General features: G+C 45.0%; 19 protein-coding genes and 1 tRNA gene. 4 read left to right on the top strand and 16 right to left on the bottom strand.

What is annotated here, in order from left to right:
* Positions 1-85 precede the first annotated feature (85 nt).
* The gene (locus tag DW159_RS12980) at positions 86-826 is read left to right on the top strand and encodes an N-acetylmuramoyl-L-alanine amidase family protein (RefSeq protein WP_117551302.1); all 741 of its coding nucleotides are present in this window, start codon (positions 86-88) and stop codon (positions 824-826) included.
* A 74-nt stretch (positions 827-900) separates the two neighbouring features.
* Here DW159_RS12980 and DW159_RS12975 read toward each other — a convergent pair whose 3' ends face one another.
* The 7 genes from DW159_RS12975 to DW159_RS12945 form a co-directional block, all read right to left on the bottom strand.
* Complete coding sequence (locus DW159_RS12975) at positions 901-1,998, bottom strand: GGDEF domain-containing protein (RefSeq protein WP_015533434.1); 1,098 nt, start codon at positions 1,996-1,998, stop codon at positions 901-903.
* A 129-nt stretch (positions 1,999-2,127) separates the two neighbouring features.
* On the bottom strand, positions 2,128-2,700 hold the full coding sequence (locus DW159_RS12970; RefSeq protein ID WP_117551300.1) for an indolepyruvate oxidoreductase subunit beta: 573 nt from the start codon (positions 2,698-2,700) through the stop codon (positions 2,128-2,130).
* 2 nt (positions 2,701-2,702) lie between these two features.
* The gene (gene iorA, locus DW159_RS12965) at positions 2,703-4,445 is read right to left on the bottom strand and encodes an indolepyruvate ferredoxin oxidoreductase subunit alpha (protein ID WP_117551298.1); all 1,743 of its coding nucleotides are present in this window, start codon (positions 4,443-4,445) and stop codon (positions 2,703-2,705) included.
* 175 nt (positions 4,446-4,620) lie between these two features.
* Positions 4,621-6,459 (bottom strand): vWA domain-containing protein, encoded by a 1,839-nt coding sequence (locus tag DW159_RS12960; RefSeq protein ID WP_117551296.1) that lies wholly within the window; start codon positions 6,457-6,459, stop codon positions 4,621-4,623.
* Between the two features lie 119 nt (positions 6,460-6,578).
* On the bottom strand, positions 6,579-7,289 hold the full coding sequence (locus tag DW159_RS12955; RefSeq protein WP_117551294.1) for a hypothetical protein: 711 nt from the start codon (positions 7,287-7,289) through the stop codon (positions 6,579-6,581).
* Complete coding sequence (locus DW159_RS12950; RefSeq protein ID WP_015533439.1) at positions 7,286-7,804, bottom strand: RNA polymerase sigma factor; 519 nt, start codon at positions 7,802-7,804, stop codon at positions 7,286-7,288. Before DW159_RS12950 ends, DW159_RS12955 begins: the two co-directional genes overlap by 4 nt.
* 89 nt (positions 7,805-7,893) lie before the next feature.
* A complete protein-coding gene (locus DW159_RS12945) occupies positions 7,894-8,835 on the bottom strand; it encodes a hypothetical protein (protein ID WP_117551292.1) in 942 nt (313 codons plus the stop codon).
* 181 nt (positions 8,836-9,016) lie between these two features.
* On the opposite strand from DW159_RS12945, the gene DW159_RS12940 reads away from it, so the two are divergent.
* Complete coding sequence (locus DW159_RS12940; RefSeq protein WP_117551290.1) at positions 9,017-9,736, top strand: GTP pyrophosphokinase; 720 nt, start codon at positions 9,017-9,019, stop codon at positions 9,734-9,736.
* 124 nt (positions 9,737-9,860) lie between these two features.
* Positions 9,861-9,934 (top strand) — tRNA-Arg (locus tag DW159_RS12935).
* 124 nt (positions 9,935-10,058) lie between these two features.
* Here DW159_RS12935 and DW159_RS12930 read toward each other — a convergent pair.
* From DW159_RS12930 to DW159_RS12920, 3 genes are all read right to left on the bottom strand, one after another.
* The gene (locus DW159_RS12930; protein WP_117551288.1) at positions 10,059-10,487 is read right to left on the bottom strand and encodes a hypothetical protein; all 429 of its coding nucleotides are present in this window, start codon (positions 10,485-10,487) and stop codon (positions 10,059-10,061) included.
* Positions 10,488-10,558: 71 nt separating this feature from the next.
* Positions 10,559-11,326: a hypothetical protein gene (locus DW159_RS12925; protein WP_242992736.1), complete on the bottom strand. Its 768-nt coding sequence runs from the start codon at positions 11,324-11,326 to the stop codon at positions 10,559-10,561.
* A 140-nt stretch (positions 11,327-11,466) separates the two neighbouring features.
* Positions 11,467-12,414 (bottom strand): hypothetical protein, encoded by a 948-nt coding sequence (locus tag DW159_RS12920; RefSeq protein ID WP_420314974.1) that lies wholly within the window; start codon positions 12,412-12,414, stop codon positions 11,467-11,469.
* Positions 12,415-12,644: 230 nt separating this feature from the next.
* On the opposite strand from DW159_RS12920, the gene DW159_RS12915 reads away from it, so the two are divergent.
* Entirely contained in the window at positions 12,645-12,875 is a 231-nt protein-coding gene (locus tag DW159_RS12915) for a hypothetical protein (RefSeq protein ID WP_117551286.1), read from the top strand.
* Positions 12,876-12,939: 64 nt separating this feature from the next.
* Here the strand turns inward: DW159_RS12915 and sstT are convergent, their stop codons facing one another.
* The 6 genes from sstT to DW159_RS12885 all read right to left on the bottom strand — a co-directional run bounded on the left by sstT (position 12,940) and on the right by DW159_RS12885 (position 21,889).
* Positions 12,940-14,190: a serine/threonine transporter SstT gene (gene sstT, locus DW159_RS12910; RefSeq protein WP_004853725.1), complete on the bottom strand. Its 1,251-nt coding sequence runs from the start codon at positions 14,188-14,190 to the stop codon at positions 12,940-12,942.
* A 247-nt stretch (positions 14,191-14,437) separates the two neighbouring features.
* Positions 14,438-15,553, bottom strand: coding sequence for a 5-methyltetrahydropteroyltriglutamate--homocysteine S-methyltransferase (locus tag DW159_RS12905; protein WP_117551284.1), 1,116 nt, complete (start codon positions 15,551-15,553; stop codon positions 14,438-14,440).
* 282 nt (positions 15,554-15,835) lie between these two features.
* Positions 15,836-17,680 (bottom strand): ABC transporter ATP-binding protein, encoded by a 1,845-nt coding sequence (locus tag DW159_RS12900; RefSeq protein ID WP_117551282.1) that lies wholly within the window; start codon positions 17,678-17,680, stop codon positions 15,836-15,838.
* A 3-nt stretch (positions 17,681-17,683) separates the two neighbouring features.
* Entirely contained in the window at positions 17,684-19,876 is a 2,193-nt protein-coding gene (locus tag DW159_RS12895; protein WP_117551280.1) for an ABC transporter ATP-binding protein, read from the bottom strand.
* Positions 19,877-20,327: 451 nt separating this feature from the next.
* Positions 20,328-20,534, bottom strand: coding sequence for a FeoA domain-containing protein (locus DW159_RS12890; protein ID WP_117551278.1), 207 nt, complete (start codon positions 20,532-20,534; stop codon positions 20,328-20,330).
* A gap of 290 nt (positions 20,535-20,824) precedes the next feature.
* Complete coding sequence (locus DW159_RS12885; protein ID WP_270227997.1) at positions 20,825-21,889, bottom strand: branched-chain amino acid aminotransferase; 1,065 nt, start codon at positions 21,887-21,889, stop codon at positions 20,825-20,827.
* Positions 21,890-22,063 lie beyond the last annotated feature (174 nt).

Raw genomic sequence — 22,063 nt, 5'->3', positions numbered from 1 at the left:
GCTGTTCACGGTCTCCATATCCACAGTTGAAAAACATCGGATTTTGAGGTATCTTTATCAAAGATATTTCCACAAAGGAGAAAACATGAGCAAACGAAAAAAGAAAATGACGCTGAAACAGATGCGTTCCCTCGTCGTCTTTTTGGTCGCCATAAACATCATACTATTATTGTGCATACTTGTCATGGGATTTTTTCTGGCAAGGGCACAGATCACCAAGGGGAAAGGACAGACTGTCATGCTCCAGAAGGCCAACGACACATACACGGTGTGTGTGGATGCCGGTCATGGAGGAAGCGATGTAGGCGCTGTGGGACTTGACGGAAGCTACGAGAAGGACGACAATCTCCGTCTTGCGCAGGAGGTTGCCAAAGCCCTGAAAAAGAGCGGCGTCAACGTCATAATGACCAGATCCGACGACAGCGACACACAGCTCGACTCCCGTTCAAAGATAGCAAACAAGGCCAAGGCTGATATCTTCGTTTCGCTACACCGCAATTCAACAGCCAACCCAAACACCACAAAGGGCATTGAGATATGGATACACAGCTCAGGATCTGAGCGCAGTTATGCGGCCGCAGATGACATTCTGAGCAATCTCGAGGAAGTTGGTATAACCGCCAACCGAGGGGTGCGAATCGGAACCCAGGGAGACAGCGATGATGACTATGCAGTCATCAGAGACACCGATATGACAAGCATGATCGTTGAGATGGGCTTCATGACCAACCAGGACGATCTGGACTATTTCAATGAAAATCTTGAGAACTACGCCAAGGCAATATCCAACGGTGTGGTTCAGTGGCTGAACGATTATGTCCAGTAACGCCGGACATATCATAACATTTGAATAATTCCATAAAAAAATAACACATTGAGCACAGCCCAATGTGTTATTTTTTATTCACTTATAACTGTTCTGTTTCTTCCTGATTCCTTCGCCTTATAGAGTGCTGAATCCGCTCTGTTGAACCATGCCTTGGAACTCTCTCCCTTGGTGTACTCAGCGACACCACAGCTACATGTTATTCCATCCTTGTTCATAAAGTGGAAATAGTAGCATCTGAACTCTGTTCTTATGTCCTCAACAACATTCATGACCTTGGACAGTTCCACATCATGGAACAGTATCACGAACTCCTCACCGCCGTATCTGAAGGCAAGTCCCATATCCTTCGACTTCTCCTTCATCATCTTACACAGCGCCTTGATAACTATATCTCCATTGCTGTGGCCATATGTATCGTTGACTTCCTTGAAATGATCTATATCAAATATGGTGACATAGGACTTCGCCCCAGTCTGCTCCACATTCTCGATCTCCTTATCAAGGCTCTCCTCAAAAGATCTTCTGTTGTACAGGCCTGTCATCGGATCAACCATAAGCTCACTCATCAGTGTTACCTGTCTGTTGTAGCTTCCGGCAATCGATTCCATAAGTGCCTTCGTGTGCTTGTTGACGACCATAACCATCGCACACATAACAGATACTACCAGTATGTATATGAGCAGTGCTCCAACCCAGTTCATCTGTGTGGCAAGCTCACCGACATTCAAATGTAATCTCACAACATTGATGACCATGAGTGCAAGCACCGCAACTCCCGACCATACCGTCAGCTCCTGATCTGCAAATAACGCCGTGGCAATTATGGTGACACACGGAATAAGTATAAGCGGGTATATGGTGCAATATGTAAATGCTATAACACCGACACATACATATATCATACCTGTCACGACATAATTCTTGTGCTTTATGTCCGCCTCATCGTGCTTCATATAAAAATAGCAAATTGTGATCGCTATAGCCTGTACTATCATCGGCAACACTATATACTTTACTATATATGCGCCTGCTCCTATGCTCTTATCTACTCTGTATACTCCAAATAATATCCATGCAATAACAAAAGAAATACTGCATATAACTATCATCATACGCCATACCAGCATATGCCATCTTGCGTCAATCTCATCCTTGTTAATATCATTCATGTGTACGCACCCCGCAAAACATCATATATGTTGATTTTACCATATGAGGGTCCTTTTTTCCACCATTAATCAACAAAAGACGGACTTTTTTTATGCCAAAATCCGTCTTTTGTACTAAAAATCGTCAAATTACTTAAGGTTGTAGCCAACCTCAAATGCCTCAAGATTCTTCTCCACTGTCTTAGGTGGAACTGTGTTCTTGATAACCTCAACCCATGCATCATGTGAGAAATCCATGTGCTGTGCTGCGATTCCTATGATGACTGTGTTGAATACCTTATTGTTGCCAAGCTTCTTGGCCTCGTCCATGGCATCAACTGAGATAACCCTGTACTTGCCGCTGAGCTCCTCGATGATTCCATCAGGATACTGTGCTGCGCCTGTAACTACAGTGATAGGATCTATTCTCTGGTCATTTACAATGATAACTCCATCCTTCTTCAGGAAGTGTGCATATCTGAGTGCCTCAAGTCTCTCAAATGCTATTAGGACATCTGCACATCCCTCTTCCACGATAGGCTCATTTACCTTCTCACCATATCTTACATATGTAACAACACTTCCACCTCTCTGGCTCATTCCGTGAACCTCTGAGAGCTTTACATCATAACCTGCTGCCGTGGTGATTCCACCGAGTATACGGCTTGTGAGAAGTGTTCCCTGTCCGCCTACGCCGACGATCATAATATTCTTTGTCTCCATGATTAGAACTCCTCCCTTTCTATAGCATCGAACTTACAACGCTTCATGCACAGTCCACAGCCTGTACAGAGTGTGTCATCTATACGGATGGTTCCATCCTCCTGCTTGATAACTGCAGGGCATCCAGGCTTTAAGCACATACCGCACTTCTTGCACTTCTCAGGTATTGCCTTGCATCTTCCTGTTATCTTAGTCGTCTTCAAGAGTACACAAGGTGACTTTGTGATGATGACTGATACCTCATCCTTTGCTGTCTCCTCCTTGATGAGCTTCTTAAGGCCTTCTATATCAAATGCATTTATCTCATGGACGTTCTGGATTCCCAGTGCCTTGCAGAGATTGTAAATATCAATGGCGTATGTAGGATCTCCCATCAGTGTCTTACCTGTTGCGGCGTGATCCTGATGTCCTGTCATACCTGTTGTCGAGTTGTCAAGTATGATGACTGTTCCTGTGCTCTGGTTATATACCATGTTCATGAGTGAGTTCACACCTGTGTGAAGGAATGTTGAATCACCTATGACCGCTACCCAGTTCTTGATATAATCCTTGCCCTTTGCCTTCTCCATTCCATGAAGGGTAGAAATGGATGAACCCATGCAGACTGTTGTGTCAATAACACTGAGCGGTGCGACAGCTCCGAGTGTGTAACATCCGATATCTCCTGCAGCGTGGATCTTCAGCTCTGAGAGGACTGAGAATACGCTTCTGTGTGGACATCCAGGACAGAGGATAGGTGGTCTGGCTGGAACCTGAGCAGCCTCGGCTGTCTCTACCTTCTCGCCGAGAAGCTTCTCTCTGAGCATATTTGCGCTGTACTCACCCTGAACTGTGAGCAGGTCTTTACCGACTGCATCTATTCCCCATGATCTGACCTGAGTCTCGATATGTGGCTCAAGCTCCTCGATGACATACACCTTGTCTACCTGTGCACAGAAGTCCTCGATCATCTTTCTTGGGAGTGGATTTACCATGCCAAGCTTTAAGACCGATGCGTTTGGCATAGCCTCTCTGACATACTGGTAAGGGATACCGCTGGTGATGACACCCACACTCTTGTCTCTCATCTCAACTCTGTTGATCGGCATGTCAGCTCCGTCTGCTGCCATGTCCTTGAGTCTCTGCTCTACAAATACATGACGTGGTATAGCGTTACCAGGCATCATGACATATTTCTTTATATTTCTCTCATATGGCTTGTCAGGAATCTCCTGTCTGTCACAGAGCTCTACAACACCCTGTGAGTGTGAGAGTCTTGTGGTTGTACGGAGCATTACAGGAGTATCATACTTCTCACTCAGCTCAAATGCATACTTTGTGAAATCCTTTGCCTCCTGGCTGTCTGATGGCTCAACAACTGGGATCATGGCTGTTCTTGCTACAAGTCTTGAATCCTGCTCATTCTGTGATGAGTACATTCCAGGATCATCTGCTGCAACAAGTACCATACCTCCGTTCACACCTGTGTATGCTGCGGTGAACAGCGGATCTGATGCCACGTTCACACCTACATGCTTCATCGACACTATTGATCTCACTCCCGCAAATGATGCACCGATCGCTACCTCTGTGGCTACCTTCTCATTTGGTGACCACTCTGAATAGATATCTCCTTTGTACTGCACCATGTTCTCACTGATCTCTGTACTTGGTGTTCCAGGATATGCCGCTGATACCTTGACACCCGCTTCATAACAGCCTCTGGCGATGGCTGCGTTACCAAGCATAATCTTTTTTTCGCCCATGAATCTTACCCTTCCTGTCTATATTGATATTCTTGTTTTTATTTTTTCGTCTTAATTGACACTCTAATTTGTTATTATACAAGAATTATCAATAAAATAAAAGAGTTTTATACAATGTGATTACAAAGTGTGATTACAAAGCCATATCGAACAGCTCCTCTTATCGACATTTTCCCTATTCAGTTATATTCTGCGTCTGACGTACCATGTCTGCAAAGCCCTGCCACTGCATATCAATAATATCGCCACTGCCGGCTGAACTGTCCACCTTACCGCCAACAAGAGCCATAACCATATCAAAATCTGCAGAACCCACATATTCACTGTTTTTGAGGATCATACCATAGGCCGCCACGGCACTTGCCGCACTCATGTCAACGGACATTTCGCTGCTGTAGCTGTCAGTCTTCACCACACGGCTCACAAGACTGCTCTTATCCCCATCCGGCTCCTTGTATCTTACGTTCACTGTCGCAAGCTCACCGGTATAGTCCTCTGCGCTATCAGACTTATCCTTAACGTCTTGTGATGCAGTCTCCGATGTATTTGCCTGATTGGAATCCTGTCCGTATTTGTGCTCGGCTGCAGGCACATCGAAGTCTGATCCCGCAGGCACTATCTCATAGAGCACCGTCACCATATGTCCTGCGCCTATCTCGCCGCCGTCCACAGCGTCATTTGCAAAGTCCGCATCCGCAAGGGCGCGGTTCTCATAACCTATCTGCCTGTAACCCTTGACATTTGCCGGATTGAACTCTATCTGGAACTTCACATCTTTTGCAACAGTGTTCAACGTGCCGCCCATCTCATCCACCAGCACCTTCTTCGCCTCGTATGCAGAATCTATAAATGCATAGTTTCCGTCACCATTATCAGCAAGAGCCTCAAGCTTGTTGTCCTTCAAATTGTCTGTTCCAAACCCAAGCACGCTGAGAAAAATGTTGTTTTCCTTCTTCTCCTCGGTTATCAGATCCACAAGGTCGCTCTCACTGGTAAGCCCCACGTTCAGATCCCCGTCCGTTGCAAGTATGACACGGTTGTTGCCTTCCTCTATAAAGTTCTTCTCCGCCAGCTCGTAAGCTGTGATGATGGCATCGCCGCCGTTGGTACAGCCCTCGGCTGTCATACTTGAAAGCGCCTCATTTATCGTGTACTGCTCTGAGCCGGATGTGCCCGAGAGCACCACCGTATCCTCACCCGCATATGTGACTATGCTCACCTTGTCGTTCTCATCCAGATTCTCCGCCAGCATGGCAAATGACTGCTGCACGAGTGGGAGTTTGTTATCTTCATACATGGATCCCGAGGTGTCGATCAGGAACACCAGATTTGAAGGCTTCTTGTCTCCAAAATCTATTTCATCCGTGTTGATCCCAACCATCATGAGCTTTGTGGCCTTGTTCCACGGGCAATCCGAATATTCTGTGTATATGGAGAACTTCTCTCCATCCTCAGGCTTCCTTCTGTAGTCATAGGTAAAATAGTTCAGCATCTCTTCTATTCTCACCGCTCCGTCCGGTGGGAGACAGCCTGACTCTATATACGACCTGACGTTGCTGTATGATGCCGTATCCCTGTCCACCGCAAATGTGGAGAGAGGTCTGTCCGCTGTGGATACAAATCCATTCTCCGCCACGCTGTCATACTCTCTCGTATCGTAGGCGATCTCTGTATACATAGAATTTGAAGTATCTGTCACCATCGCTGCATCTCCAGCGACTGTTGCCACATCACAAGCTTCCTCCGCATACATAACATCATTCGACATACTGTTGAATATTCCACTCAAGCCATTGTCCTGCAACGACTTCTTTTTTTGCTTACTTTCTTTTTCCCTGTACTTTTCTGCGATCCCTGTTATCTCTGTCTTATCCCCATTTTGTTTTTCAAGGCGCATTCCCCTGCCATCTACTGTATCATCGTTACCGCAGCCCGTAAGACCTCCTACCATCATAACCCCTGCCATAACTGCGCATATGGATCTTGCAAATATTTTTGAATTATATTTCATCATAAAAAATCCCTCCGTAATATGAATTTCAAGCTACCGGTCAAGCTTTATATTCTATATACGAAGGGATTATTATTTTTTATGGTAATTTCTGTATTTTTTTAATTTTTGATTTGTTTGTGCTATTCTGCCCTCTCAAATCTGTACCAGTTGCCCTCAACCTTCACTACAAGGCTGCCATCATCACACACAATGTAGGCTGAGTTTCTGGATGGGTTCATGTCAAAGTTGACCTCGCCGTCATTTGCCGGCACGCCATCGGTGTAGCTCTCAGCATAGGCCGCTTTGCTCTCATCCACGCTGTCAGCATCGACCATGTCGTATGTGTCCCTGTAGAGCACACCATCCAACATGATCATGGGGATATAGTCAGCACTATTCACAGAATTCTGAGCATCAGTATTTCTCTGTACATCATAGCTCGCCGTGGCGTTGTCTGCCATTTCAGCAGCATCGCTTTGAATATCGTCTGCCGCAGCCGCGTCACTTTCTTCTGCATAATAACTTTCATCCGAAGTCACCTTCACACTGTTGTCCTGCGCTGTCTTATCGCTTGCCCTCTTACGGCTGTTCCTTAACGGTCCGGCTACGATCAGCACACACACCACTGCCGCTGCCACAAGACCGGAAACGATCTGGATGGTTCTTCTGTTCCTGACTTTACGGTCTTTCTTGACTCCAAACTTCTTATCTCCAGATTTCTTATCCTGCACCCGCTGCGCATCCACCGCATCAAGTCCTGCCTCTATTTTTCCCCAGAGATCAGGTGCATCCATATTCTCTATATATTTGTCAGCTATTTCCTTTTCCAGTTCATCTTCATGTCTGTTCATAGTCTGCACCTCCTAAGTCTCTTGATCGCACTGTTGTAAAGCCACGTGACTGTTCCCATCGGCTTGCCAACTATCTCTGATATCTCTCTGAAGGTAAATCCTCCAGCCACCTTCATATCAACTATCTCCCGCTCATCAGGCTTAAGCGACTCCATGGCCACCTTCAGTGACACGCTGTTCACAACCTGTTCCTCCATGCTGCCACTCTGCCCGGTCTCCGGTATCTCATCCACCAGAGCCTCACGGTCTATCTTCCTGATCCTGTCCACCGCCATATTCCGGGCGATCGTGACCAGCCATTTCTTATGTCCATTTCCCGGCTTATAGCTTCCCGCAATGCTGTACAGCTTGATGAAGAATTCCGATGTCACATCCTCAGCCTCCTCGCGCTGTCCTATGGTGTCGTACACCACAGCATATATGAGCTTCAGATACGCATCATATATGTGCCGCAGGCTATCCCTGTCGCCCGCCGCCATCGCAGACATGCACTGTTCAAATTCTCTGTCTGTCATAGCTCCCTCCTCATGATAATATACGTTATATCAACTGATTTTTATGGAATGTCATTTAACTTTTTAATCTTTTCCGCCTATTTGCAACATCATATCTTCCGCATGGCGGCAAATCCCATCACGTAATTTTTTCTGCCACCGGCCGTGTCAAATGGCCATACCATATGGCGGCTGTCAACCAGCTCCACGTCATAGTTCATATGAAGCGACATATCCTTCATGAGCTGTGCCACACCTTCTATGTGCTCCACCGACTTCATCGTCTCCACATCCCGCCTGTCAAATGCATTTGCAAGCTTCTCTGCGCATGTCTGATCCTCACATGCAGCGACCTCATATCCATATATGAGGACATCCTTTGTCATATGGTACATGTAGTCATTGAGTCTCTCCACCGCCGCCTCGTTCAGCCCCGAGATGGCACTGCTTATGAGTCTAAGATCCTCGTCATGATAATTGTCCCTGTAGTGGTAAAGCAATGCCGCAAATCTGGAATTTAGCTGGCTGTGAAGCCCGACCGCCACACTGTAATCAAATATATCAAGATACCTGTCGGTGTCATTTACTATATCCCCAGATTTCGTTCTGCCAATATATTTACCGGAATTGGCAGTCGCTATGCCTGTCAGGAACTCAAGTATATGCTCGGTGTCCTCACAGTCCTCAAGCATCGCCTCATACAAGCGGTACTGGTCATCGTCTACATGCCAGAATGGAATATCCGCTATTATATAATCCTGTTTCTTCAGCCCATATTCCCTGACTGCCGAAAGCACAGCTTCCCTGTCTCTGTCTATGAGCACCAGCCTGTAATTATCTGCCAATCTTCCTATATCTATATCGCCGGCCGGCCCTATTCCCCACAGTGCAAGCACAGGCTTTGAATTCGCTGCATCTGCATCCTGCCCGGATTCTTTTTTTACCCGGCAGTTATTTTCTATATATTCCGTCACCTCACGTCTGTACTGTTCCCATCCCACATAGGAATCCGGTATACGCTCCGTGGCGATCATCTCATCAAAATAGCTCATTGTCTTCTCCTGACTCTGTGAACTGACAAATAAAGCAAAAGGGTTATGCCTGTCAGTATTTATTGATCATTCACAGGTATTTTATAAAATTTTATTTTTAAGCACAAGTGGAATGTAGTATAATACACATAGTTGTGCAACAGGACACACCATTCCAGTTTTTTTACATTTTGGAGGAGTTATGGAATCAATACAGACAAACGCTCTGAACAGCAAATACATCAATTCACTCCTGCGCCCGGAGGAAAATCCTTTCATGCAGGAGATGCATAGTTTTGAGGAGATCATGATGATGTATTCATGTGCCATCAGAGAGGTGAAGACAAAATTTGAAGTGCTGAACGATGATTTCAGCGTAAGATATAAGAGAAATCCTATAGAATTCATACAGTCAAGGATCAAGAAGCCTGTCAGCATTGCCAAAAAGCTTGCAAGCAAGGGCTGTCCGGTGACATGTGCAAGTATACTGAACAATCTGGATGACGTCGCCGGAATAAGAGTCATCTGCCCATTCATCGACGACATATATATGGTGGCAGAAAAGCTCATAAGTCAGGACGACATCACCCTGATCGAGGCAAAAGACTACATATCGCATCCAAAGCCAAATGGCTACCGCAGTCTGCATGTCATAGTCGAGATTCCTGTGTTCTTCGCAGACCACACAAGGAATATGCGTGTGGAGGTACAGATCAGAACAATCGCGATGGACTTCTGGGCGAGCCTGGATCACCAGCTCAGATATAAGAAGGATATCCCGAACGTAGACATGATATCCGCAAGACTTAAGAAATGCGCAGATGTGATATCCGCAACAGACCTTGAGATGCAGTCCATCAAGAACAGCATATATGGTCAGAGGTATATTCCTGAACTTAAGAGAGAATCACCTGAAGAATAACTACAGTTATTTATTACTGATATTTTTCAACCTCAGGTAGAATGAAAAAATTGAAATATTTGCAACTTTTCATTTGACATTTTATCAAATCTGTTGTAGTATAACTGATGTTGTTAAGCAACATGTGTGCATAGCTCAGCTGGATAGAGCACTTGGCTACGGACCAAGGTGTCGGGGGTTCGAATCCTCTTGCGCACGTGACAGAAGCTGTCTGAATTATTTCAGACAGCTTTTTTGTTTCATCAAAACAACTTTATAACAGCCAAATATTATTCATAAAAAAAGCCAGGGGTGCGGCTATAAGCTTTATTTACATAAAGTGCTACTCCCTGCTCCCCAGATATTCTTCCACCTTCTCCGACGTATCCAGTCTCAGCCGTACAATAGTCATCATGATCATATACCGAAGCACTTCCTTTAATATCTCATCCTCAAACTGCGACTTCATATTTTCCGGATACGCATGTACGAGAAAATGCACATTGTAGGCATCGCCCTGTCTTGAGATAAATGCACTCACATAGAGGCCATTCATGACCGCTGTTATGATGTCGTCATCCGTGATCTGTATATTTATCTTATACATCTTTGATATAAACTTTACCGTCTTGTCTTCTTTTACGAGAAAACGCCTGTCTGTAATCTCTCCTATGGAAAAGTTCTGTTTATGGAGTGTTATTGCCTGTAGGAATTCTGATTCTTTGTCATTCTCTATTATATAACCATATATATCATTAGGTGTGTATGCCATATCGTTCAAGTTATCCTTTCATCTATTTGTCTATATGCTAAGCGCTTTTGTCTATCACTCGTCCGGAGTCGTCACGTCACACTGCCCATCGTAAGTCCGATCACAAATACCACAAATGCACCAATCGTAAGCACATACCACTCGATAACACGGACTGTAAGTTCCCAGTCAGACGGCTCAACATCATACAGGTTTCTCACCCTGGGCCACATGGCCAATCTGAAAAGTTCATCTGGAAACAGCATACTTACGACTGCAATAATGCATATAATGATTCCAAATATATATAATACTATATTTCCTCTGTTTGTAGTCTGCGGACCAGTAATAAACTTCACTATTTCATAAATATCCGGCGAATTTGCATAATAATCTCCTAAAACCACATCAAAATCGTTGGTCATCGTGCCGTCCGCATTGTATACCATGTATCCATCTTTTGAGACAGCGCCTCTAAAAAACACCTTATCACCCTCCATGATCTTTACTCCGATATAATCATCAGATGATAACATGCCATCCTCTGTCCCTGCCGGTATGACAGAAGAATCCTCCATCCAGCTATATGGTCCATATGTTATGTCCCTATATTCATCTCCTGTAAATCGGTGATAACACTTAAATTCTATCCTCTGGTCATCATATACTGTGATACTTGTATGTCCATCTGTATATGTCACATTTCCCTGTTCTTCTTTTCGGGGCAGAAAGTCACCCCTGAATTCTATTCCCTTTATGGACATTATAATCGGATAAATTATGGAAAATGCTATGACCATTGCCACTATAATGATCATTAGAACCTTCTGCGTCTTAGATAAATTCTTTATTCTTTCCATACACAGTTCTCCCTTCAACCACCAATTTTCTGTTATCTTCATGAGCTGCCAAAACATGCTCTGCAAGTTTCAAGTACATATCGACTGCCTATATTATCCTCCCGTACTATCCGCAGCCCCTGACTAATGCCCACGCACGCCTAGAACAGATCCAGCGTATTGTCAAGATATATCTCTTCTCTTACCCTCAGCTGATACTCTGGCTTTGTCATATAGTATAGCAGAAATTCCAGCACTATGGCACTCCCAAGACTTCTTCCCTCTATCTTGAAATTGGAAAATCCCATCGGCAGGTAAATGTTCCTTATATCATCTATACCTATAAATCCAGGATTCTCCATCGCCTTTGAAAAACGATAGCCGTCTGCTGCGTTCGGCGATGTACAGCGGTGAATTGATCTCTCACCGAGAGCCATACGGCTCACATCCTCATAGCAGGCTTTCCTGTCCTGGCAGGAGAACCAACAGCATTCGTTGCACAGGAATTCCACCTTGTCTTTCTGCTTTTGCGAAAGCGCCCCCAGCCTGTCAAATGCTTTGTTCAGCCGGAAATCCGGCACAACATATCGGAATTCATCCCGGTCAAGCTCTGCCGAAAACTGGTCAAAGTCCGTAATGACCTTTGTTGTAGATGAAACCATATATAGTCCCGGATAGTTCTCCTGCAGATAGTCAAGCAACAACTCCGAATGGACTATGACACCGTTTTGAATATCACCCTTCTCAAACGCTCTGCACAAATCATTACACCGTTTATCCGCAAGATGTTCCGGCCTTAACAATGAGTTGCTGAAAGTCAGCCTCGCCGATATTCCATACTCACTCATAAACTCCAGCACATCTCCGGCATCGCTGTCGCCATATCCCACTCTGCCACCACCCCAGAGGCAGTCTTCCGGTGCTCCATACACCGAGCCGATATCACACCAGTCGTAAAAATATTCCCTGTGCTCACGGTATAGTGGCAGGAATACCCTGTACAGCTCGTAGAATTCAAAAAGTCCGGGCAGATGGTAATGTGCCTTGTATTCTGTTTTGCTATTCCCTGTCTCTGGCTTTGATCTGCCAGACAATGGCTCATTCTTCATAGTGTTCATTTTTCTGTTTTTCTTTCAATTCCCACATGTTATCTTCGTTTCCAGCTTCCGCATACTGTCTACAATTATATAAAAGTTCTTCATCTGTTGCAAACCATGTTTAGGATATTGTATATTTAATATTGCATTTAATGAAGATAAACCTGTTGTTTCTTTCATTGTCAATAGTGATGAGTTAAACTAAAAATACGACTAAACTGCAACGGAGGTTATTATTTATTATGGGAAATACATTCAGGGAAGTGCAGTGTTTCAAATGCGGACACATTTTTATGTGGCAGAAAGATGGTATAGAATATCAGTCTGAATATCGTCTGGAAAGCACCAGCGAACTGCTGGGAATCGCGGCATGTCCTAAATGCGGAACGGATATGTTGGTAGTTCCACATGTTCTTGACGGAATCTCTAAAGATTCAAAGGGAATCGTGAAATCAGTGATACGGGGAATATAAAGACAAAAATAACCGGGTATGTTTCTTCCTGAACATGCCCGATTATTTTTTATATGGGAATATCCTACTCATCTGGATTCACGATGGCGCCTATCTTAAACTCTCTGCCGTCCTTTTGCCACTGTCTGTACTCCGCTGTAGCGGCAAAGAGTACATCTCCCGATGAGTTGATTGCCGTCTCAAGCGAATCCTGGACCACTCCGATGATCATTCCGACAGCAACAGCCTGCATGGATATATCCTGTGGGATTCCAAACAGCGAGCACGCCATAGGAATGAGCAACAGCGAACCTCCCGCAACACCTGAGGCACCGCACGCGCCAAGGGTTGCCATAAGACTGAGCATGAGTGCTGTCGGAACGTCAACCGACACTCCCATGGTATTTGCAACGGAAAGCGCCATTATAGTTATAGTGATGGCGGCACCATCCATATTGATGGTCGCGCCAAGCGGTATGGATACCGAATACACATCCGGGTCAAGTCCAAGTCTTTTGCAAAGTGACATGTTCACTGGGATATTTGCCGCAGAACTTCTGGTGAAGAACGCCGTCACACCTGACTCTCTGAGGCATCTCCACGCAAGTGGATATGCATTTCTCCTTAAGACGATAGTCGCAAGGAGCGGATCTACGATCAATGCAACCGTAAGCATGGCGCCCACAAGCACAAGCAGCAATCTGCCATATTCCTTGAATATCGACAATCCACTCTCCGATACTGTCGTGAACACAAGTCCCATGATTCCAAATGGTGCGCACCCGATGATCCACCTCACGACGGTTGATACCGCATCCGATATGGATACAAGTGCAGATTTTATAGACTTGCTTGTCCGTCGCATGGCAAGTCCAAACAAAAGTGCCCATGCAAGTATGCAGAGATAATTTGCGTTGAGTATCGCATTTACGGGATTATCGGTGATGTTGAGCAAAAGATTCTGGAGGACCTCCATAATTCCCGATGGGACGACATCCGCCTGATATGATTCAAGGTCCAGTGTCATGGTTACAGGGAAAATAAAACTTGCGCTCACCGCCACTACCGCTGCGCATAGCGTGCTGAGCATATACATGATCGTCACCATACGGAACTGCTGGCCATTTCCCTTTCCTGCATTTGCAATTGAGCTGATGACAAGGGCAAACACCAGTATCGGCGCAATTGCCTTGAGCGCCCTGACGAACATGGTTCCGATCAGACCTATTCCCGTTGCCCCCGGCACCAGAAGTCCCAGCACCGCACCGATCACTATTCCAACCAATATCTTCGCGATCAGCGACACCCTATTCCACATCTCTACAATCTTTTTCATGAATCTAACTCCTAACTATATCTATATTTCTGCTTTTTAACATACATTTCCTTTAGCATTCTTCTTTCTCAGAAGAAGTATCCTCACGAGCAAAAGCACTGGGAATATAACTCCCGCAAGGATTCCGCGTTTCTTAATAGTATCATATATCGATCAGGCTTGTATATAACAGATTTCATAACACCCAAAAGCGGCGAACAGATTCTTGCTTCTGTTCGCCGCCACTTCACTTCTATAATATTCTATTTTATGACCAGACTTCCTCTGCTATCTCCTTAACGAGTTTGAGCTTTGCCCACTGCTCATCCTCTGTCAGCTTGTTTCCGATCTCACACGATGCAAATCCACACTGAGGGCTCAGGCATAATCTGTCAAGTGGTACATACTTTGCAGCCTCATAGATCCTTGCAATGACCTTCTCCTTATCCTCAAGAACCGGAGATTTTGTTGTGATGAGTCCGAGCACGACCTTCTTGTTCTCTGAAACCTTTGCAAGAGGTGCAAATCCGCCCGATCTCTCATCGTCATACTCAAGGAACAGCGCATCTACATTCTCATTTGCAAATACATAATCTGCAACTGTGTCATAAGGACCGCTTGTGAAGAATGTTGAGTGGTAATTTCCTCTGCAGATATGTGAAGTGATGACCATATCCTCCGGCTTTCCTTCAAGGGCAAGATTGTTCACTGCAAGCAGCTCCTTTTTGACATCCTCAAGTGATATTCCAAGCGACCTATATCTCTGCTTTGCTGCATCCCCCACTATGGCTCCCCATGTACAATCGTCAAGCTGCAGGTTTCGGCATCCAGCATCATAGAACTGCTTAATAACATCCTGATAAGCCTTTCCGATATCCTGGATAAGCTCCTCATTTGTAGGATAGAACTTCCTTGTGTTTGCAATATTGTCAGGTACTATCATCTGCTGGAATGTCTGTGCAGGAGCCGGTATCGTATACTTTGCAACTGTATTCTCATCCTCGAACTGCTTTAGGAACTTAAAATATTCAACAAATGGGTGCGCCTTTGCCTTTATCTTGCCTACAAGATAAGTGTCGTCAAGAACCGCAAGCTCTGCATCGAATTTCACACCATTTCCAGTGTTCTCATGGGCAACTCCATCAAGTCCCCACATAAAGTCGAGATGCCAGAATGTTCTTCTGAACTCGCCATCTGTGATCGCATGGAATCCAAGTTCCTTCTGCTTTGCAACGACCTTGGTAATCTCCTCATTGACAACTTTGTCGAACTCCTCCTTGGTGATCTTTCCGTCCCTGTATGCTGCCTTCGCATCCTTGAGTGCCTGTGGTCTCAGAAAGCTTCCTACAAAATCGTATCTGAAAGGTGTCTGTAATTTGCTCATATGTCTTTATCCTCCGTAGTGTTTTCTCGTTTTCTTAACTTGAGGATATTCTAGCAGGATAGACTGTCCATGGAAAATACTATTATTTTGAGGCTTGCCATAGCTTTAAACTATGGAATATGATAAGAGTACTCCACTATCAATGCTTAAAATTCTATAAACCGCCAAATCTATAACAAAAAGCCTGCATAATCCCTATGTGAAATCATCCACAATGACAATCGTCAAATATGATTTCATATAGGCTTATACAGGCTTTCATACCCTATTATTCAATATTCTTTAACTCCACTGCGAGTTATACAGATCCGCATAGAATCCATTCTGCGCCATAAGCTCATCATGGTTACCCTGCTCTATGATGTCACCGTCCTTCATAACAAGAATGATGTCTGCATTCTTGATGGTTGACAGTCTGTGGGCTATGACAAAGCTTGTCCTGCCCTTCATCAGATTGTCCATGGCCCTCTGAATCCTGTGTTCTGTTCTCGTATCGACTGACGATGTAGCCTCATCGAGGATCAGGACCGGATTGTCAGCAAGAATTGCTCTTGCGATAGTTAAGAGCTGTTTCTGTCCCTGGGAGATATTTGTTATCTCCTCATTGAGCTCCATGTTGTATCCACCCGGAAGTGCCGAGATAAATCTATGTGCATGAGCTGCCTTTGCCGCTGCGATAACTTCCTCATCCGTAGCGTCCAATCTTCCATATCTGATATTCTCCATGATAGTGCCCTTGAACAGCCATGTGTCCTGAAGCACCATGCCAAATACATCCCTGAGTTCACGCCTGTTGAAGTCCTTAATATTGTGTCCGTCCAGAAGTATAGCACCGCCATTCACGTCGTAGAATCTCATGAGCAGCTTGACCATGGTAGTCTTGCCCGCTCCGGTAGGTCCGACTATGGCTACCTGCTGTCCCGGTTTTACATGGGCTGAGAAATCCTTGATGATGATCTGATCCGGATTGTAGCCAAACTTTACATGTTCAAATGTAACTTCACCCTTGATTCCCTCTGTGGATACAGGATTCTCTACTATCTGCTCCTCTTCTTTCTCTTCAAGAAGTTCAAATACCCGCTCAGCGGCTGCTGCCATCTGCTGCATCATATTTGTGACCTGGGCAACCTGCTGAACAGGCTGTGTGAGGTTCTTCACGTACTGTATAAATGCCTGGATATCACCTATCTGGATAGTTCCTCTGATCGCCAGAGCCGCACCTGATATGGCAACTGCCACATAACCCAGATTGCCGACAAACATCATGATAGGCTGCATCAGTCCTGAGAAGAACTGTGACTTCCATGCTGACTTGTACAAAGTCTCATTTGTCTCATGGAACTCTCTTCTAACGTCGTTCTCCTTATTGAACGCTTTTATGACATTGTGTCCGCCATACACCTCTTCAACCTGGCCGTTTATGTGTCCCACGTATTCCTGCTGCTGCTTGAAGAATCTCTGGGATTTCTTGATGACAAACATCATGAGCATGATACTTATCGGAAGTATCAGCACTGATATAAGTGTCATAAGCGGGCTGATCGTGAGCATCATCACGATTACACCGATGACCGTACTAACCGATGTAATGAGCTGTGTGATACTCTGGTTCAGACCATTTCCCATGGTGTCTATATCATTTGTGATCCTTGAAAGTACCTCACCATAGGTTCTGCTCTCAAAGTAGCTCATCGGCATCCTGTTGATCTTCTCGGACACCTCACGTCTCATCCTGTAACACACCTTCTGGGTGATACCGGTCATGATGAAGCCCTGAACAAAGCTAAATGTCACACTTAGCACATACAAACCGAGACAGAACAGCAATATCTTACCGATATACGTGAAATCAATTCCGCCGTTGCCTGTTATCTTGTTCATGATCCCCTCGGACAGGGCTGTTGTCGCCTTGCCGAGTACCTTCGGACATACTACGTTGAATACCGTACTTCCAATTGCAAATATAGCAACGACAACAACCGCTGCCTTGTACTTGCCTATGTATCTAAATAACTTTCCTATCGTTCCCTTGAAGTCCTTGGCTTTCTCGCCGCCCATCATAGGACCGTGGCCTCTTCTAGGGCCTCTGAAACTTCTCTGATTATTTGTCTGATTCTGTTCTGCCATGTCCTACACCTGCCTTTCTGAGTCAGTTCCAAGACTGGCTGCTATCTCCGATGGGGAAAGCTGCGACTCGGCTATCTGCCTGTACTCCTCACAGGTCTGCATGAGTTCCTTGTGTGTTCCCTTGCCGACTATCGTACCCTCGTCAAGCACAAGTATCTGATCTGCTGAGAGTATGGTGCTTACACGCTGTGCAACGATAAATACCGTGCTGTCATTTACGTGCTCGCCAAGTGCCTTTCTGACTGCCACATCCGTCTTGAAATCAAGCGCCGAAAAGCTGTCGTCAAATATCAGAATCTTCGGCTTTCTCGCTATGGCCCTGGCTATAGCAAGGCGCTGTTTCTGACCACCGGACACATTTCCACCGCCCTGAGCAACCGCACTGTCGTAACCGTGCTCCTTCTCCTCTATGAAGTCGGATGCCTGGGCAATCTCAGCTGCAAGCTTGACATCTTCATCAGATGCATCTGGTGCACCGAATCTTATATTGGACGCAATCGTTCCCGAGAACAGAATTCCCTTCTGCGGAACAAAACCGATATTCTGTCTCACACTCTCCATGGTGAGATCTCTTATATCCTGTCCGTCTATCGTTATCGAGCCCTCCGTAACATCATAGAACCTCGGGAGGAGCTGAACCAGTGTACTCTTACCACAACCGGTACTTCCTATGATCGCCGTGGTCTGTCCTGGCTTCGCCTCAAATGAGATATTCTCCAGCACGTTCTCATCTGCGCCCGGATAAGCAAATGCAACATTATCATACTTTACAACGCCCCTTGGTGCTTCAAGCTTATTTGCCCCGGCTACATCCTGAACTGTCACATCCGTATCTATGATCTCCTGTATTCTGTCTGCTGCCACGCTGGCACGAGGGAGCATAACTGACATCATGCTGAGCATAAGGAATGACATAATGATAAGCATTGTGTATGTAATAAATGCAGTCATTGATCCTACCTGAAGGACACCCGCATCAATCTTGTGGGCTGCCACCCACTCTATAAGTATGCTTATGGCATACATGATGAACATGAGTATAGGCATTGCAAATGTCATGACTCTGTTGACGAACAATGTGTTCTTCGTCAGATCTTTATTTGCCTCATCGAATCTCTCTTCCTCGCGTTCCTCTCTGCCAAATGCCCTGATAACCGGGATACCTGTAAGTATCTCTCTTGACACAAGGTTTACTCTGTCCACCAGTGTCTGCATAACTTTAAACTTTGGCATGGCAATGACCATAAGCGTTCCCATGAGGATCACAACTGCTGCTATACCGATGAATATTACCCAGCCCATTCCGGCTCCGTTCTCAGCAACCTTGACGATTCCTCCAATAGAAAGTATCGGTGCATATAGAACCATTCTGAGCATCATAACTGTAACCATCTGTATCTGCTGGACATCATTTGTAGATCTCGTTATAAGAGATGCAGTTGAGAACTTGTTGATCTCAGCATCCGAAAATGCGATAACCTTGTTGAACACCTTCTCTCTGAGTCCGCAGGCAACGCTTGCCGCAACCCTTGACGCCACAAGTCCTATGAGAACCGCAGCTGCTGCCATGAGAAGTGACATTCCAAGCATCTTCACCGCTGCCCACTTCAGATATGACATCTGTCCTGCCTTATAATCGTAGCCAAAGCTGTCGTAGCATATTCTTGTACATGCTATGGCTGTGGATTCCATATAATTCTCACCCATGCTGTCGAGCATGCCATCAACCGTAGGCTTCATCTGTTCACCGATCTGCGCCCACATCTCCTCCGGCATCTCGTCAAGGGTGATTCCCATCTTGTCTAGCCCTGTCTTGATCTCGTTGTCCTCGTCAGAGTTCACCATCTGATATGGATAGTAATACATCATAAGCCCCTTCATACAGGCACTATCCACTTCGTCTATGTGTTCCTCGCCGTCTTCTGTCAGGTAATAATAACCATCCGAACCATCTTTATAATATTTCTCCCATACGGCTTTCTCATCGTCATCCATAAATCCGCCTATCACTTTGTAGGCTTTCTCCGGGATCTGTTGCGGACTGCAGTTCTCTATACCGTAGTTCTGTATACCGGTATCTATGAGCTTTGAGGTGTAGTCCGGAAGTGACAGATCACAGTATGCCTGCAGAACGAGAAGCAGGGCTATGATAATGACCGACTTCCAATACGGCTTCAGATTTCTGAATATCTGCATGTCATTTCCTCCTTGAACAATTATTAATCAGATGAATGTATCCCCCTCTAGTCTTTCTATGTGCACAACATAACATCACCTGTACCGGATCGCTCCCGCTCATTTCGGCCTACAGCGGTACTAAGGTGCCACTTACATGCCACCTAAGGACCGGTGGCCTCAAATGTCCTGTACAGGTGATGTTATGTTGTACACGTTAATATACATTATGCAGGGATACATTCATCTGATATCTACGCTTTCTTCTGACGGAGAAAATGCCATGCTTTAGCTGACGTTGTTTTCCCCTTTACATTTCCAAGCGTATTCTTACTTTATTTGAATATCTTTGAAAGTTTATCATTGCATATATTCTCAGTCAATTAAATATCTATAAAGATTTAATAATTTTTATGACAAAAAAACGGCAGCCGCTGTTCTCCAGCAACTACCGTTTCTTCTGACTTTCAATCTAAGCCAGCTTTATCCGCTCCGCCGCGTCCCTTGTTATCGCTAGTCTTTTTCCCTTTACCTTGATTATCACATTACCAAAGTAAGACGATACAACCTGCACCTGATCTCCGGTCTCAAGCTGGCATGCGCCGAACAGTGATCTGTCCGCACAGTTCCAGGCTACCTCTCCTGAGAAACCGTTTACTGCATCTGATAATGACATCATAGTAACCACCCCTTCAAAATAATTGTTTTATGAATTCTATTATGTTTCAATGCACTATCCGATATGCAATTTGTCTTTCGTTTCCTCTATTGTCTACACAATTATAACTCTTCAGGGTCGGTGCAAGTCAATTCTAATTGTTAGTATATGGGGCTAATCTTTCTTACACCGAACTAACTTGGATACACAAAAACCCCACCGACATCCGACTTACCATCAGACATCAGTGGGGTTATAATGTTCTCAATATTTATTATCTTACACCGAATTACTCGATCATTACTCGATCATTACTCGATTACCTTAAGCCATCCCTCTGGACCTTCGATTCTGCCCATCTGGATTCCTGTAAGAGTATCATACAGCTTCTGGATAACTGGTCCCATCTTCTCCATACCGCTTGGGAAGCAGATCTCCTTGCCGTGGTCGTTGATCTTGCCTACAGGTGAGATAACTGCCGCTGTACCGCACAGACCGCACTCTGCAAAATCCTTAACCTCATCGAAGTATACTTCTCTCTCCTCAGCCTCAAGTCCAAGGATATCCTTTGCAACTACCATCAGTGAACGTCTTGTGATCGATGGGAGGATACTGTTTGACTTAGGTGTAACTACCTTGCCGTCCTTTGTAACGAATATGAAGTTTGCTCCACCTGTCTCCTCAACCTTTGTTCTTGTAGCTGCATCGAGGTACATGTTCTCATCGAATCCCTCTTTGTGTGCTGTAACTATTGCATGAAGGCTCATTGCATAGTTAAGACCAGCCTTGATGTGTCCTGTTCCGTGAGGTGCTGCTCTATCGAAATCTGAAACCTTGATTGTGATAGGCTTTGCACCGCCCTTGAAGTAAGGACCAACTGGTGTACAAAGGATTCTGAACTGATATTCATCTGCCGGCTTAACACCTATAACAGGGTTTGAGCCGAACATATATGGTCTGATATATAATGTAGCACCTGAACCATAAGGTGGTACATAATCAATGTTTGCCTTTACTGTATCTACTATTGCCTGTACAAATCTATCCTCTGGGAAAGGTGGCATCTCAAGTCTTCTTGCTGAGTCTGCCATTCTGCTTGCGTTAAGGTCAGGACGGAAACATACAACACGTCCATCCTCTGTTCTGTAAGCCTTCATTCCCTCGAAAACTGTCTGAGCGTACTGAAGAACACCTGCGCACTCGTTTAATACTACGTTAGGATCCTCTGTGAGTGTACCCTCATCCCATGCTCCATCCTTATAATTTGCTACAAATCTCTTATCTGTCTGAACATAGCCAAATCCAAGGTTTGCCCAATCGATATTCTTCTTATCCATATCTACATCTTCCTTTCTTCTTGAACACCAGCCATGCAAAATTTGCCTTCGGCAAATGGCTGGTGCTACATGTCAAGTTTTCATAGAAAACTTAACACATACTACTTTAGCTTGTGCTTTTTTGTATGTGTCTGTTATATCACATTATTTCGCCTTTTTCCATATGTATATTTAACATTTGCTTGAAAAATTAAGGTTTTTCTTCCAAAAACG

The organism is Coprococcus sp. AM14-16 (assembly GCF_003434675.1).
Classification (GTDB): Bacteria; Bacillota; Clostridia; order Lachnospirales; family Lachnospiraceae; genus Coprococcus; species Coprococcus aceti.
The sequence above is the reverse complement of the archived record's forward strand: the minus strand, read 5'-3'. Positions and strand labels throughout refer to the sequence as shown.

Excerpts from the sequence above, each read along its gene's own strand:
- DW159_RS12980 (WP_117551302.1), top strand. The coding sequence starts at position 86 with ATGAGCAAACGAAAAAAGAAAATGACGCTGAAACAGATGCGTTCCCTC.
- DW159_RS12975 (WP_015533434.1), bottom strand. The coding sequence starts at position 1,998 with ATGAATGATATTAACAAGGATGAGATTGACGCAAGATGGCATATGCTG.
- DW159_RS12970 (WP_117551300.1), bottom strand. The coding sequence starts at position 2,700 with ATGGAGACAAAGAATATTATGATCGTCGGCGTAGGCGGACAGGGAACA.
- iorA (WP_117551298.1), bottom strand. The coding sequence starts at position 4,445 with ATGGGCGAAAAAAAGATTATGCTTGGTAACGCAGCCATCGCCAGAGGC.
- DW159_RS12960 (WP_117551296.1), bottom strand. The coding sequence starts at position 6,459 with ATGATGAAATATAATTCAAAAATATTTGCAAGATCCATATGCGCAGTT.
- DW159_RS12955 (WP_117551294.1), bottom strand. The coding sequence starts at position 7,289 with ATGAACAGACATGAAGATGAACTGGAAAAGGAAATAGCTGACAAATAT.
- DW159_RS12950 (WP_015533439.1), bottom strand. The coding sequence starts at position 7,804 with ATGACAGACAGAGAATTTGAACAGTGCATGTCTGCGATGGCGGCGGGC.
- DW159_RS12945 (WP_117551292.1), bottom strand. The coding sequence starts at position 8,835 with ATGAGCTATTTTGATGAGATGATCGCCACGGAGCGTATACCGGATTCC.
- DW159_RS12940 (WP_117551290.1), top strand. The coding sequence starts at position 9,017 with ATGGAATCAATACAGACAAACGCTCTGAACAGCAAATACATCAATTCA.
- DW159_RS12930 (WP_117551288.1), bottom strand. The coding sequence starts at position 10,487 with ATGGCATACACACCTAATGATATATATGGTTATATAATAGAGAATGAC.
- DW159_RS12925 (WP_242992736.1), bottom strand. The coding sequence starts at position 11,326 with ATGGAAAGAATAAAGAATTTATCTAAGACGCAGAAGGTTCTAATGATC.
- DW159_RS12920 (WP_420314974.1), bottom strand. The coding sequence starts at position 12,414 with ATGAAGAATGAGCCATTGTCTGGCAGATCAAAGCCAGAGACAGGGAAT.
- DW159_RS12915 (WP_117551286.1), top strand. The coding sequence starts at position 12,645 with ATGGGAAATACATTCAGGGAAGTGCAGTGTTTCAAATGCGGACACATT.
- sstT (WP_004853725.1), bottom strand. The coding sequence starts at position 14,190 with ATGAAAAAGATTGTAGAGATGTGGAATAGGGTGTCGCTGATCGCGAAG.
- DW159_RS12905 (WP_117551284.1), bottom strand. The coding sequence starts at position 15,553 with ATGAGCAAATTACAGACACCTTTCAGATACGATTTTGTAGGAAGCTTT.
- DW159_RS12900 (WP_117551282.1), bottom strand. The coding sequence starts at position 17,680 with ATGGCAGAACAGAATCAGACAAATAATCAGAGAAGTTTCAGAGGCCCT.
- DW159_RS12895 (WP_117551280.1), bottom strand. The coding sequence starts at position 19,876 with ATGCAGATATTCAGAAATCTGAAGCCGTATTGGAAGTCGGTCATTATC.
- DW159_RS12890 (WP_117551278.1), bottom strand. The coding sequence starts at position 20,534 with ATGATGTCATTATCAGATGCAGTAAACGGTTTCTCAGGAGAGGTAGCC.